The sequence below is a fragment of the Mesorhizobium calcicola genome (genome assembly GCF_042682105.1).
GTDB classification, from domain to species: domain Bacteria; phylum Pseudomonadota; class Alphaproteobacteria; order Rhizobiales; family Rhizobiaceae; genus Mesorhizobium; species Mesorhizobium calcicola.
Window position 1 is genome coordinate 121,396 of record NZ_JBHUGY010000037.1, and the last position, 13,113, is coordinate 134,508.

At 63.1% G+C, this 13,113-nt stretch carries 12 protein-coding genes; 10 read left to right on the plus strand and 2 right to left on the minus strand.

Going from position 1 to position 13,113, the window contains the following annotated elements; genetic code table 11:
• Window positions 1-170 precede the first annotated feature (170 nt).
• From ACFSQT_RS24845 to ACFSQT_RS24870, 6 genes are all read left to right on the plus strand, one after another.
• A complete protein-coding gene (locus ACFSQT_RS24845; RefSeq protein WP_379023075.1) occupies window positions 171-572 on the plus strand; it encodes a hypothetical protein in 402 nt (133 codons plus the stop codon).
• Between the two features lie 151 nt (window positions 573-723).
• Window positions 724-1,587 (plus strand): endo-1,3-1,4-beta-glycanase ExoK, encoded by an 864-nt coding sequence (exoK, locus tag ACFSQT_RS24850; RefSeq protein ID WP_379023077.1) that lies wholly within the window; start codon window positions 724-726, stop codon window positions 1,585-1,587.
• A 67-nt stretch (window positions 1,588-1,654) separates the two neighbouring features.
• Window positions 1,655-2,986: a UDP-glucose dehydrogenase family protein gene (locus ACFSQT_RS24855; protein WP_379023079.1), complete on the plus strand. Its 1,332-nt coding sequence runs from the start codon at window positions 1,655-1,657 to the stop codon at window positions 2,984-2,986.
• Between the two features lie 67 nt (window positions 2,987-3,053).
• Complete coding sequence (locus ACFSQT_RS24860; RefSeq protein ID WP_379023081.1) at window positions 3,054-4,496, plus strand: GMC oxidoreductase; 1,443 nt, start codon at window positions 3,054-3,056, stop codon at window positions 4,494-4,496.
• A 14-nt stretch (window positions 4,497-4,510) separates the two neighbouring features.
• Window positions 4,511-4,960 carry a hypothetical protein gene (locus tag ACFSQT_RS24865; RefSeq protein ID WP_379023083.1) on the plus strand — a complete coding sequence of 150 codons (450 nt, stop codon included), beginning with the start codon at window positions 4,511-4,513 and terminating at the stop codon, window positions 4,958-4,960.
• 67 nt (window positions 4,961-5,027) lie between these two features.
• A complete protein-coding gene (locus ACFSQT_RS24870) occupies window positions 5,028-6,107 on the plus strand; it encodes a glycosyltransferase (RefSeq protein WP_379023085.1) in 1,080 nt (359 codons plus the stop codon).
• Window positions 6,108-6,206: 99 nt separating this feature from the next.
• On the opposite strand, the gene ACFSQT_RS24875 is transcribed toward ACFSQT_RS24870, so the two are convergent.
• Both ACFSQT_RS24875 and ACFSQT_RS24880 read right to left on the minus strand, forming a co-directional pair.
• Entirely contained in the window at window positions 6,207-7,229 is a 1,023-nt protein-coding gene (locus ACFSQT_RS24875; protein ID WP_379023087.1) for a phosphoribosyltransferase, read from the minus strand.
• Between the two features lie 53 nt (window positions 7,230-7,282).
• A complete protein-coding gene (locus tag ACFSQT_RS24880) occupies window positions 7,283-8,779 on the minus strand; it encodes a lipopolysaccharide biosynthesis protein (RefSeq protein WP_379023089.1) in 1,497 nt (498 codons plus the stop codon).
• 184 nt (window positions 8,780-8,963) lie between these two features.
• On the opposite strand from ACFSQT_RS24880, the gene ACFSQT_RS24885 reads away from it, so the two are divergent.
• From ACFSQT_RS24885 to ACFSQT_RS24900, 4 genes are read left to right on the plus strand one after another with little or no spacing between them, the layout of a single operon-like run.
• A complete protein-coding gene (locus ACFSQT_RS24885; protein ID WP_379023091.1) occupies window positions 8,964-10,154 on the plus strand; it encodes a glycosyltransferase family protein in 1,191 nt (396 codons plus the stop codon).
• Between the two features lie 40 nt (window positions 10,155-10,194).
• Window positions 10,195-11,190, plus strand: a complete 996-nt coding sequence (locus tag ACFSQT_RS24890) for a glycosyltransferase family 2 protein (protein ID WP_379023093.1) — start codon at window positions 10,195-10,197, stop codon at window positions 11,188-11,190.
• A complete protein-coding gene (locus tag ACFSQT_RS24895) occupies window positions 11,190-12,140 on the plus strand; it encodes a glycosyltransferase family 2 protein (RefSeq protein WP_379023095.1) in 951 nt (316 codons plus the stop codon). Before ACFSQT_RS24890 ends, ACFSQT_RS24895 begins: the two co-directional genes overlap by 1 nt.
• Entirely contained in the window at window positions 12,130-13,080 is a 951-nt protein-coding gene (locus ACFSQT_RS24900) for a glycosyltransferase family 2 protein (RefSeq protein ID WP_379023097.1), read from the plus strand. Before ACFSQT_RS24895 ends, ACFSQT_RS24900 begins: the two co-directional genes overlap by 11 nt.
• Window positions 13,081-13,113 lie beyond the last annotated feature (33 nt).

Sequence of the window (13,113 nt, forward strand, 5' to 3'; positions counted from 1 at the left end):
TATGTTGCGGTGCAGCAAATTGGACGACCAACCGAACCGGCCCCGATCGGATTGGTCTGATGTGTCTCTCTCAGAGAAGCAGGACAATGCAACATGAGTTTTTGAGCCCCAGCTGCGGGGACCGGCCAGAAGCCCGGCCCACCGGCCGGCGATGACGGGAATCTAAGGTGATGGCCTCGATATTCGGTTTCAGATCAAGGGATCCGGCCCGCGACCGGCAGACCGATGGTTCACGCCTCGATCGGCTGGCAAAGCTGTTTGAGCAGATCGCGGTCGAGATCGAGGCCGAGAGGGCCGGGTTGGAGAATCGCTATAGGACGAAGGCGACCAACGCCGCTTTTCTGGTCGAGGCGATGGAGAACGGCTCCGCCTCCGACCGTCGGTCGTCGGAAGTCAGCGAACTGACCAAGTCGATCCTGAATTGCGAACGCCGCATCGCGGAACTGTCGCGCCAGAACGGCATGATGAAAGAGCTCCGTCATTCGCTGGATAAGGTCTTCGACGAAAATGCACCTTCCGATTCGGCCAGCGCTGCCGAATTCGCCCGACCGGCGGGCGCTGGCAGAGGTTGAACGTGAAGGTTCGGAATTGTTGCAACAGACTTGGTGCGAGGCAGGACAAGGATACGGGGAGGGTCAAGCAGGAGGTCAAGGTTGGCCCGTTCAGGAGTGGTTCGAACGTCGACTTTGGGTTGGGGATGCACAGCACAAAGGTGAGTTTGGTATGAATTCGGATCCGAGAACTATGTCCACCATCGCAACCGGCCGAACGTCGTTCACGCGCCAGGCCAGGCAAGCCGGCCTGAAGCGGTTGAGTTCCATCGGCGCGTTGCTGCTGGCCGCTCTTGGGAGCGTGTTGACGGCTCCCGCCCACGCCCAGGACATTCCGACGTCGCCATCATTCGTCGATGATTTCACCAGCTTCGATCGTGCACGCTGGTATGTTTCCGACGGCTGGTCGAACGGCAGTCATCAAAATTGCACCTGGTCGAAAGGCCTGGTCGAGCTTTCCGACGGCGTGCTGTCGCTCGGCTTCGAAAAGCAGAAGCTGAAGGATCGCGACTACACCTGCGGCGAGATCCAGACCAAGCAGCGCTTCGGCTACGGCACCTATGAGGCGCGGATGAAGACCGACACCGGCTCCGGCATCAATGCGGCTTTCTTCTCCTATATCGGTCCCACCGACAAGCAGCCCTGGGATGAGATCGACTTCGAAATCCTGACCAAGGACACCTCCAAGGTGCAGGTCAACGCCTATATCGCCGGCAAGGGCAAGAATGAGAAGCTGGTCGACGTGGCCGGCGGCACCGATAAGGCCTTCAACGACTACGCCTTCGTCTGGGAGAAGGACAGCTTGCGCTGGTACGTCAACGGCCAGCTGGTCAACACCATCACCGATCCGGCGAAATTGCCAACCCATGCCCAGAAGATATTCTTCAGCCTTTGGGGCAGCGACACGATGACCGGCTGGATGGGGGCGTTCGCGGATCCAGGCCGCAAGCTCACATTGCAGATCGATCGCGTGGCGTTCACGGCCTTGGGCGAGCCCTGTCAGTTTCCGGAATCGCTGGCATGCAGCATAAAGTAGTTGGGAAAGTCGATTTGAACTGGCCGGACCGAAAGCCGTCCGCCGCCTTGCATGGGAATGAAACCGAATGAATTTGACGGTCTTTGGAATTGGTTATGTCGGTCTCGTGCAGGCGGCGGTGCTTGCCGAAGTCGGGCACCAGGTGGTGTGTGTCGACATCGACGCCAGCAGGGTCGAACGGCTCAACCAGGGCTTCGTGCCGATCTTCGAGCCGGGGCTCGAAAGCCTCGTCAAGGAGAACCACGCCGCCGGCCGCATCAAGTTCACCACCGATGCTGCGGCCGCGGTTAGGCATGGCGAAATCCAGATGATCGCGGTCGGCACGCCGCCGGGCGAGGATGGCTCGGCCGATCTCAAATATGTGCTGGCTGTCGCCGAGACCATCGGCCGCGAGATGGACACCCCCAAGATCGTCGTCGGCAAGTCGACCGTGCCGGTCGGCACCTGCGAAAAGGTAAAGGCCAGGATCGCCGAAACACTGAAGAAAAGAGGGCGCGAGGACCTGACCTTCGACGTCGCCTCGAATCCGGAGTTCCTCAAGGAGGGTTCCGCGGTGGCCGATTGCATGAAGCCCGACCGCATCATCGTCGGCACCGACAGCGAGGGCACCGAGGCGGTGATGCGCGAGCTCTATGCGCCGTTCAACCGCAACCACGAGAAGATGATCGTGATGGACGTGCGCAGCGCCGAATTCACCAAATACGCGGCCAATTGCATGCTGGCGACCAAGATCAGCTTCATGAACGAGATGGCCAACCTGGCCGAGCAGCTTGGAGCCGACATCGAGGAGGTCCGCAAGGGCATCGGCAGCGATCCGCGCATCGGCTACCACTTCATCTATCCGGGTCTTGGCTACGGCGGGTCGTGCTTCCCCAAGGATGTGCGCGCCCTGATCAAGACCGCCGAAGGCGTCAAGTTCGACGCCAAGCTGCTGCGCGCCGTCGAGGAGCGCAACAACGAGCAGAAATCCGTGCTGTTCGACAAGGTGAACCGCTATTTCAAGGGCAATCTCAAGGGCAAGACCTTTGCGCTGTGGGGGCTGGCCTTCAAGCCCAACACCGACGACATGCGCGAGGCGCCGGCACGCACGCTGATGGAGGCGCTGTGGAACGCCGGCGCCAATGTGCAGGCCTATGACCCCGAAGCGATGCAGGAATGCCAGGCCATCTACGGGCTGCGCGACGACCTGTTGTTGTGTGGCACAAAGGAAGCGGCCCTGCGCGGCGCCGACGCGCTGCTGATCGCCACCGAATGGAAGAGTTTCCGCGCGCCGTCCTTCGACGCGATGAAAGATGCGCTGACCACGCCGATCATCTTCGATGGCCGCAACCTGTATGACCCCAAGGTCATTGCCCGTCACGGCATCGAATATCACTCGATCGGCAGAATGGCGGCGTGAGGCCGGGAGCGAAGAGCCGGAGGCAGGTTCTGGCGGGCGCGCCCGGCGCGGAAAGGAGTTGTGGCTGATGGTGCTGGACGTAAAGCCCGAGCAAATCACCAGGGATCATTTCGATGTCGTCGCGATCGGTTCCGGCTTCGGTTCGGCCTTCTTCCTGCATGAGTTCGCCAAGCGCCGAAAGGCACGCGTGCTGGTGCTCGAATGGGGCCGCCACAACACCCATGAATGGCAGCTCGCGCAGAACGCCAACACCGATATCGACGACGAGACGACCTACAAGACCAATTCCGACAAGCCGTGGAATTACACTATCGGACTGGGTGGCGGCACCAATTGCTGGTTCGCGCAGACGCCAAGGTTCCATCCCAATGACTTCAGGCTGAAAAGCACCTACGGCATCGGCAACGACTGGCCGATCAGCTATGACGACGTCGAGCCGTTCTACTGCGACGCCGAAGACATCATGTCGATCTCGGGCGATCCCGACATGGCGGCGATGCTGCCGCGCTCGAAGCCGTTTCCGCAACCCCCGCATCGCATGTCGACGCCGGACCGGCTGATGAAGGCGGCGCAGCCCGGCCAGCATTTCGTCATGCCGACGGCGCGGGCGCGTGTGCCGACCGCGCAGCGCACCTCGTGCTGTGCCAATCTGCGCTGCTGGCTGTGTCCCGTCGACGCCAAATTCACGGTCAACAACGGGCTGATGCATGTCTTCGAGCATCCCGACGTTTCGGTTTGCCTCGGTGCGGAGGTGCGGCGGCTCGATCACGTCGGCGGCACCGTCCGCTCGGTCACTTTCATGCGTGACGGCAAGGAATATCAGGTCAGCGGCGACCTTTTCATTCTCGGCGCCAACGCCATCCAGAGCGCGGCGATCATGCTGCGATCCGGCCTGGGCGGCGAATTTGTCGGCCGCGGCCTGCACGAATCCTACGGTTGGAACTTCGAGGTCTATCTCGACGGGGTCGACAATTTCGACGGCAGCACCATCACCACCGGCCTGAACTTCGGCCTCTATGACGGTCCGCACCGATCGGAGCATGCGGCGGCACTGGTCTATTTCGAGAACCGCTGGCAGCATGGAATGCGTGCGGAAAAGGGGCGGCTGCGCCAGGCGCTGCCGCTCGTCGTGGTCACCGAAAACCTGCTCGACCACGAAAATTTCGTCACCCTCGACGAGGACGAGAACGCCTTCGTCAGCTTCAAGGCGCCGTCGGACTACGCGGTCAAGGGCATGGCGCGCGCGCTGGAGAAATTGCCGGATCTTTTGGCCCCGCTGCCGGTCGAAAAGCTCTTCGATCGTGGCATCCGGCCAACCGAATCGCACGTCCAGGGCACGCTGAGGATGGGAACCGGCCCGGCCGATTCGGTCATCGACAGCGACATGATCCATCACCAGTTGAGAAACCTGGTTGTCGTCGGCACCAGCACCTATCCGAGCTGCTCCTGCGCCAACCCGAGCCTGACCGCCGCGGCCCTCTCCCTGAGGGCGGCGAGCCGCATGGCGTGAGAGGAGGGCATCGGATGATCGAAGTTTCCAGACGCTCGGCCTTAGCCATCGTGGCCGGTGGGGTGGTGTCGACGGGCGTCGCCTTTGCCGCCGTCAGCTCGTTTTCCGATGAGGACCTGGTGCGCGTCACCCTCGAGAAATACCTCGGCAGGCTGAACATCCGCATCGAGCATCTGCAGCAGTTCGTGCTGGAATTCCGCAATCGGAACCCGTGGATATTTCCCAGCGAGAAGCTTAGCGACGCCGTCACTCTGGTCGAGGAGCTCAAATTGGGCGCCGTGCGCCGCCTGCTGCCCCAGGAGAAACGGGAAAATCTGGTGAATTTCGACCGCTGGGTCATCGCCGAATTCCATATGCTGACGGACTACGCTTGGCGCAGTTCGCCGAACGACCCGATCCGGTTTACCGGCTGGCAATCCTGCACCAATCCCTTTGCCAATCTGGAGCCGCCGAAGCTTGCCTGACGTCGAAAGCGAGGCGCCGCCGGTGGCCTCGCAACGAAATACGAGTTGCGACAAGGAGCCCGATCCCATGAAAGTCCTTTTTGCAGGTGGCAACGGCTATCCGCCCGAGTTCAGCGGCGGCGTCCAGTCGAGCACGCACCATCTGGCCGAACAGCTGATCGAACATGGGCATGAAGCCGCGGTGCTCGCCGCTCTGTTCGGCGATGGTGTCTTCGGCTTCAAGGCGCGCGCCAAGATGAAGCTGTTGCGGCAGCCGGCGGTTGTCGACTGCTATCCCGGCTATCCGGTGGTGCGGGCCTGGTTTCCCTGGGAAGCGGCGACCTTTGCCGTCGACAGGCAGAAGCCGGATGTGGCCGTGGTCCAGTGTCACAAGTCGGTTCCGATCGGCAAGGCGCTGCAGGCAGAGGGCGTGCCTTTGGTCGTCTATCTCCGCAATGTCGAATTCCATGAACTGGGCGGCGACCTGCGCGAGCTGCATTCAGCGCTTTACATCGCGAATTCCGAGTTCACCGCGCGCACCTACAAGCGAGAGTTCGACATCGAGGCGACGGTGATTCCGCCGACCATCAATCCGGCGCATTACAGCACGCCGACGACGGGCCAGTTTGTCACGCTGATCAATCCCTATGAGGAAAAGGGTTTTGAGCTCGCGGTGCGCATCGCCGGCGCGTGCCGTGAAATCCCGTTCCTGTTCGTCGAAAGCTGGAAGCTGGAGGACGAGCATCGGGCGCGGATCGAACAGACGATCGCACCTTTGGGCAATGTCGTGCTGGAGAACCGCACCAGCGACATGAAGACGGTCTATGGCCGCACCAAGATCCTGCTTGCTCCCAGCAAGTGGGAAGAGGCCTGGGGCCGCGTCGCGTCGGAGGCCCATTGCAGCGCAATCCCGGTTGTCGGCTCGCGGCGTGGTGGACTGCCCGAAGCGATCGGCCCGGGTGGCGTGGTGCTCGACTATGACGCGCCGCTTGCCGACTGGGTCGCGGCCGTCAGGCGGCTGTGGAACGACAACCAGGAATATGACCGGCTCTCAGGCCTCGCGCGCGGCTTCGCCGGACGCCCGGAACTCGATCCCGATCGCCAGTTCATCACCTTCTTCTCGATATTGGACAGGGCGATACAGCAGCGCGCGCGGGTGGCCGCTTAGAGCGGTTCGAGGAAGATTGTGAAACGAAGAGATAGTGCGGCTCACCGTTTCCGTGAAACGGCGAACCGCTCTATCTAACCGGCGCTCCGGGGCCGCGGATCAGGCCAGGCGTTTGACCCGGCTCTTCAGCGTGTCGTAACCGCGCGCGCCAAGCAGGGCGCGGGCCAGGACCTTGGCGGCGCTCTTGCGGCCCGCCTGTGAATTGATCTGCCTCAGCCTCGCCGGCAGGTTGCGGGCTGCCTGGCCAAGTGCCGGCAGCGACAGCGCGTCGGGAAAGCTGACCATATGCGTTTCGACGCACAGCACCGGCTTGCCGGACAGTTCGGTGATCTTCAGCGCCTGCTCGTGCTCGCTTTCGATGAACAGGATGGCATTGGATTTGCGATAGAAATCCGCCTTGAAACTGCCATGCGCGCCAAGCCGCTGCCGTTCCGCCTTGCTAGGTAGATCGAGCATGATCAGCTGGTCGTATTTGATCCCGATCTTGTCGAGCCACGCCTCGGTCAGCGCACGGTACTTCTCCAGCCGGCTGGTGACGAGCCAGCCGATCTTGTGGGTGGGGGCATGGAGAGGCCGCGCCTCGCTGAGGAATTTCTCGTAGGCCGGGCCGTCGTCGTTTTCTGCTTCCGTAGGATCCAGGCACAGCACGCCGTCAATGTCGACGCAGCATTGCGCCAGGAATTTGTGATGCATGAAATTCCACTGGAACATGCGCGGATGCGGCACGACCTCGAAGACGAGGTCGGTTTCCTGATGCTGCGGCTGCAGGCCGAACACGGCCGCAAAGGTGAAGTCGGCCTCGATGCCGGCAGCCTGGATACGGGCGCGCGCGTCACGCATGGCGTTGCCGCCGGCGACGCTGTCGTCGATCACCAGCACCTTGCGCATCTCGGAGACCTTGCGGTCGAGTGCCGCCCGGCGCTTGGTGATGCCGGAGGTATAGATCCGGCCGGCCAGAAAGCTGTCCAGATCGGTCATCGGAATGTTCGCCGACAGGCTCACCAGCGTTGCCGCGAGCACGCCGCTCCTGGGAACGCCGACGACCAGGTCGATGTCGCGCGGCAGCCTGTGCAGGCCCCTGACGATGGCGTCATTCATGTCGGAAATCGATCGGTAGTGCATGGGTCAGACCTGGTCCTGGGGTGAATGTCCGTACCTGTCGAGGTCGCGAGAAATTACTGCGCCTCGCGTGGTGTTGCCGCGGGCTGCCTTGCCGGCAGCATCTTCAAAGCCTCGCGCAGGGCTTCGCGGCCGGATGCGAATGCCAACGCGATGACGATGGTGATCAGGTAAGCGAGAATGGCGCCGCTGGCCAGGCCGATGACATGGTGCTGCGGCAGCATCGGCTTGATGAACCAGATGGCGGCCAGCGCCAGATGGGCGCCAAGCACGAACGGCGCGGCCGCGCGCAGCACATGGTGCGCCTGCAGCGGCCCGCTCTTGCCGACATAGAGCCACAGGAATGGCGTCCTCAGATACTCGCTGATCGCATAGGCAATCGCCACGCCCAGCGCGCCATAGGGCAGGCCGAGCACGAAGGCCAGCACCGACGTCACCGCCGTGATGATGCCCCAGCGCATGAAATCGCCGGAGCGGCCCTGGCTGACGAAAAGCCATCCCGCCGGATTGTTGAGCGGCTGCAGCAGTCCGGCAAAGCCGAGCGCCAGGAAGATGCTGGCGCTGGCGCGCCATTGCTCGCCGAGCACGAACGGGATCAGCACGTCCGACATCGCGGTGGCGAAGGCGACACCGGGAAGCGCCACCAGCAGGATCAGCGGCATGACGCGCAGATAGGCGCTGCGGTAGCGGTCCGGCTCGTCCTTCAGCCTGGACAGCGCCGGAACCATGACCTTCGACAAGGGGTTGGTAATCTGGCTCAGCGGAAACAAAAGCAGCTTGTAGGCGCGGTCATAGAGGCCGAGCTGGGCCTCGCCCCAGTATTTGCCGATCAGCACATTGTCGAGGTTGCGGGCAAAGAAGTTGGCGAAGTTGAAGCCGGTGATGCCGGCGCCGAAATTGATCAATTCGCTGATTCCAGCGACCTTGCGCGGCAGGCCCGGCCGCCAGCGCGAGCTTGCCCAATAGCAGAGCGTCGGCAACACCGCGCCGGTCAGCGTGCCGGCAAACAGCGCCCAATAGGAGCGGTCGATGAAGGTCCAGGCGATCGATACGGCAAGCCCCGCAATGGCGCTGGCGACGTCGATGACGGCCAGCCGGCCGAATTGCATGCGGCGCGTCAATAGCGCCAGATGCTGCGCGCCGAGCCCATAGGCCATGATCTGCAGCCCGAACGCGGCCACCAGACCGGCCACGCGCGGCTCGCCGTAGAAGGCGGCGACCAGCGGCGCGGCGCCCGCAAGCACGCAGGCCAGGATCGCGCTGACGGCCACATTGATCCAGAAGAGATAATTCACCTCCTCGTTCCGGATGCCGCTTTTCTGGATCGTCGCCTGGGTCAGGCCGAAATCCTGGAACAGCGCGATGAAGGCCAGCACCGGCGCGCACATCGCCACGACGCCGAAATCCTGCGGCGACAGCAGCCGCGACAGCACGATGACGGATATGATCTGCGTCGCGACCCGCACCGATTGCGCCATGGCCGTGACAACCGCGCCGCGCCCGACCGATTTGCGCAGGGAGCCTTCCGGCGGATCGAATGCATTGGCTTCCAAATTCAGGATTCCTGATTTTTGCGCGGATTTCCGAGCCCGAAAATCCACTACCGCCGCCAACGACAAACTACGGCAATAATTTTGCAGTGCAACAGAAAACGTGGATCGTCGTGCCAAAAATGTTGCGATGCAGCAAGAGCTGTACTAGGCTTCCCTTGGGTGGGCCAACAGCGGTCGAGTTTTCATGCTGCATGTCTTGTACCTTGTGCACGACGTTTCCGACCCGGCCGTGCGCCGGCGGATCATAATGCTCAAGGCAGGTGGGGCCCAGGTCACCTTGGCCGGCTTCCGTCGCACCACGAATCCGATTGCGGATATCGAGGGATTGCGGCCGATCGACCTTGGCGCGACGCGCGACGGGCGATTCGGCCAGCGGCTCGCCGCGATCGCCAAGGCGGCGGTTTCGATCGGCGCGAAGCTCGGCGATATGCCAAGGCCCGATCTCATCGTCGCGCGCAATCTGGAAATGCTGGCGCTTGCCGGCCGCGCCAAGTCGGCGTTCGGCGCCACGGTGCCGATCGTCTACGAGTGCCTCGACATTCATCGCCTTGTGCTTCGCAACGATGTCCTGGGCAAGGCGCTGCGCGCCACCGAACGCTTTCTGGCTAGGGACGTGCAGCTGCTGGTGACCAGCTCGCCCGCCTTCATCGCCAATTATTTCAAGCCGTTCGGCCAGGTCGCGGCGCCGATCGAGCTGGTCGAGAACAAGTATTTCGAGGCAGCCGCGATTTTGCCCGGTGGGTCTGAGGCGCCTGGCGATCCTGAGGCGATTGAGAGCCCAATCGGGCCGCCATGGCGGATCGGCTGGTTCGGCGCGCTGCGCTGCCGCCGCTCGCTCGAACTGCTGGCCGATTTCTCCCGCCGGATGGAGGGACGCTTCGAGATCGTGCTGCGCGGCCGTCCCGCTTTGTCCGAATTCCCGGATTTCCATGCTTTCGTCGAATCCGAGCCATGGCTGTCGTTTGGCGGACCGTATCGCAATCCCGAGGACATGGCGGCGATCTACGGCGAAGTTCATTTTTCCTGGGCGATCGATTTCTTCGAAGCGGGACAGAACTCCGAATGGCTACTGCCTAACCGCCTCTACGAAGGCTGCCGCTTCGGCGCGGTGCCGATCTCGATGGGCAACACCGAAACCGGACGGTTCCTCAGCCAGCAGGATATCGGCATTCTCTTGGCCGAAGCTTCGCCCGCGGCGCTCGAAGCCACGCTTGGCAAGATGGACCAACATCGTTTCGCCAGGCTGAAGGCGCGTGTTCTGGCCCGCAACCCGGGGACGTGGAGCTACGATAGCAGCGATTGCCGGGCGCTTGTCGAGCGGCTGCGCGGCCTGACCGCCATACCCGGTTCGTTTGCAGCCGAGGCATTGGCATAGGATGGCCAGAGATGGACAGAGGCAAGATGGACAGAGGCTGATGACGCAGACTGAAAAACCTTCATCCAGCCTGATCGTTATCCCATGCCTGAACGAAGCCGCGCATATCGGTGCGCTGCTCGATCAACTGCGCCCCGCCGCGGCAAGGCTTGGCGGCAGGATCATCGTCGCCGACGGCGGCAGTACCGACGGCACGCTGGCCATCGTCGAGGACATCGCGGGCAGGGATTCGCGCGTTATCCTGCTCCACAACAAGCGGCGCATCCAGAGTGCGGCGATCAACCTCGCCGTCGGCACCTTCGGCGAGGGTGCCGACTATCTCATCCGCATCGATGCGCATGGCGGCTATCCTGACGACTATTGTGACCGGCTGGTCGAGGAGGCATTGGCCACCGGAGCCGATTCGGTTGTCGTTTCGATGCTGACCAGCGGCAGCGGCACCGTGCAGAAGGCCGCCGCGGCGGCACAGAATTCCAAACTCGGCACCGGCGGCTCCAGGCACCGGCACCTCTCCGCCGGACAGTGGATCGACCACGGTCATCATGCGCTGATGCGGATATCGGCGTTCGGGGCTGTCGGCGGCTATGACGAGACGTTCAGCCACAACGAGGATGCCGAGCTCGACTACAGGCTGAGACAAGCCGGCTACAAGATCTGGATGAGCGGCAAAACGCAGATGGTCTATTATCCGCGCGCCTCGCTCAGCGGCCTCTATTTCCAGTATCTCGGCTATGGCCGCGGCCGGGCCAAGAATGTGCTGAAGCATCGCGTCATCCCGAAAGTCCGGCAGATGGTGCCGCTCCTGGTGTTTCCGGTCGTGCTGCTGGCGGCCTTTTCATTCGTGCACTGGCTGGCGGCGGTGCCGCTGGTGCTGTGGGCGTCGGTTTGCCTGGGCTATGGCCTGTGGACGGCCATCCGCCAGCGCAATGCCGACATCGCGCTTGCCGGCGTCTCGGCGATGGTCATGCATCTTGGCTGGTCTGTCGGCTTCTGGCTGCAACTCCTCGGCCTCGGGTCGCGGCGCGGGGTGGCGTGATGGCGGTGCAAACCAGGAACCTCACCATCGACATCGGCGTCTGCACGTTCCGGCGGCCGGAACTGGCCGACACGCTGCGCTCGCTCGACGCCATGGAGATGCCGGCGGGGTTCGATATCAGCATCATCGTCGCCGACAATGACGATACGCCGACAGCCCGGGACCTGGTGACGGCGCTGTCGCGGGAATTGACGGTGCCGATCCGCTATCAGCATTGCCCGGCGCGCAACATTTCGATCGCCCGCAACGCTTGCCTCGACGCCAGCGCCGCGGATTTCGTCGCTTTCATCGACGATGACGAGACGGCCACGCCCCGCTGGCTCGCCGAGCTGGTCGCGATGGCGCAATCGAGCGGTGCGGCCGCCGTGCTCGGCCCGGTCAGGGCGCGCTATCGTCCGGATGCGCCGGACTGGATGCGCCGTGGCGACTTCCATTCGACCTTGCCCGTCTGGGTGCGCGGCGAGATAAATACCGGCTACACCTGCAACGTCCTGCTCCGGATGGGATCGGACAGCCTGCGTGGCCGCCGCTTCAGCTTGGCGCGCGGCCAGACGGGCGGCGAGGACACCGAGTTCTTCGACCAGATGCACAAAGCGGGCGGCCGCATCGCCTTTTCGCCCGAGGCCTGGGTCGACGAGGTGGTGCCGCGCTCAAGGGCGGCCTTCGACTGGCTCGGCCGCCGCCGCTTCCGCGTCGGGCAGACGCATGGGCATCTTCTGGGGCGCGACGCGCGCGGCATCGGCCTGGTCAAGCAGGTCGGCCTGGCGTCGGCAAAGGCCATCTATTGCTTCGCCTCGGCGCTTCCGGTCGTCATCAGTCCGGTTCGAAGGAACCGCAGCGTGCTGCGCGGCATTATGCATGTCGGTGTCGTCAGTGGCCTCGTCGGCATCCGCGAAATCCGCCTCTACGGCCAGCCTTCGCCGCAGGAAGGGAGCAAGCGTGCAGCCTGACGTCAGCTTTGTCATCGCCGCCTACAATTCCGATGCGACCCTCGACCGGGCGATCGCAAGCGCGATTGCGCAGAAAAACGTCAGCGTCGAAATCGTCGTCGTCGACGACAAGTCGCGCGACGCGACGCTCGACGTGGCGCGGGCCTATCCGCCCGATGTCGTTCGCGTCGTGGCCCTGGCCAGCAATCGCGGTCCTGGCGGCGCCAGGAATGCCGGGCTCGATGCCGCCCGCGGCAGATGGATCGCGGTTCTCGATTCCGACGACGCCGTTTTTCCCGACCGCCTCGCCACCATGATCGCTCGCGCCGAAAAGGCCGGCGCCGAGATCGCCGTCGACAATTTGCAGGTCATTCGCGAGGACGGTGTCGTCGAGGACGCGATGTTCCCGACGCGCTATCTGGAGGATTTGAGCGAAATCTCGCTGGCCAGCTACATCGCCGGCAACGTCGTTTTCGAATCGAAGTTCAATCTCGGCTATCTCAAGCCGATCTTCCTGCGCGCGTTCCTGGACGAAAACGGGCTTCGCTACGATGAAAAACTGATCATCGGCGAAGACTACATCCTGTTGGCCAATGCTTTGGCCAAGGGCGGCAAATGCGTCGTCGAGCCGACGATCGGCTATGCCTACCATATCCGCAGCGGCTCCATCTCCCGCGTGCTCGAGCTTCATCACGTCGAAGCGATGCGCAAGGCAGATGCTGTGTTCGCTCAAACCCATTCGATGGACGAGGCCGCGCAAGTCGCGTTCGCCCGGCGCGGCCGCAGCCTGCGCAAGGCCGCATCGTTCCTGTCGATGGTTCAGCACATCAAGGCGCGGTCCCCGCTCAAGGCGATCCGGACGGCGCTCAGCGACCCGGCGGCGGTCAGGCATATGGGCATGCCGATAGCCGTGCGGTTGCGAAGAATGGCGGCACAGTTTGCCGTTGGGGTGGGGAGGTGAAGATGCAGGCGCATGGAGGGGTTTTCGTGGCCT

What these genes read in the sequence shown, in the direction of transcription:
- ACFSQT_RS24845 (WP_379023075.1), top strand. Translation starts at nt 171, where the DNA reads ATGGCCTCGATATTCGGTTTCAGATCAAGGGATCCGGCCCGCGACCGG.
- exoK (WP_379023077.1), top strand. Translation starts at nt 724, where the DNA reads ATGAATTCGGATCCGAGAACTATGTCCACCATCGCAACCGGCCGAACG.
- ACFSQT_RS24855 (WP_379023079.1), top strand. Translation starts at nt 1,655, where the DNA reads ATGAATTTGACGGTCTTTGGAATTGGTTATGTCGGTCTCGTGCAGGCG.
- ACFSQT_RS24860 (WP_379023081.1), top strand. Translation starts at nt 3,054, where the DNA reads ATGGTGCTGGACGTAAAGCCCGAGCAAATCACCAGGGATCATTTCGAT.
- ACFSQT_RS24865 (WP_379023083.1), top strand. Translation starts at nt 4,511, where the DNA reads ATGATCGAAGTTTCCAGACGCTCGGCCTTAGCCATCGTGGCCGGTGGG.
- ACFSQT_RS24870 (WP_379023085.1), top strand. Translation starts at nt 5,028, where the DNA reads ATGAAAGTCCTTTTTGCAGGTGGCAACGGCTATCCGCCCGAGTTCAGC.
- ACFSQT_RS24875 (WP_379023087.1), bottom strand. Translation starts at nt 7,229, where the DNA reads ATGCACTACCGATCGATTTCCGACATGAATGACGCCATCGTCAGGGGC.
- ACFSQT_RS24885 (WP_379023091.1), top strand. Translation starts at nt 8,964, where the DNA reads ATGCTGCATGTCTTGTACCTTGTGCACGACGTTTCCGACCCGGCCGTG.
- ACFSQT_RS24890 (WP_379023093.1), top strand. Translation starts at nt 10,195, where the DNA reads ATGACGCAGACTGAAAAACCTTCATCCAGCCTGATCGTTATCCCATGC.
- ACFSQT_RS24895 (WP_379023095.1), top strand. Translation starts at nt 11,190, where the DNA reads ATGGCGGTGCAAACCAGGAACCTCACCATCGACATCGGCGTCTGCACG.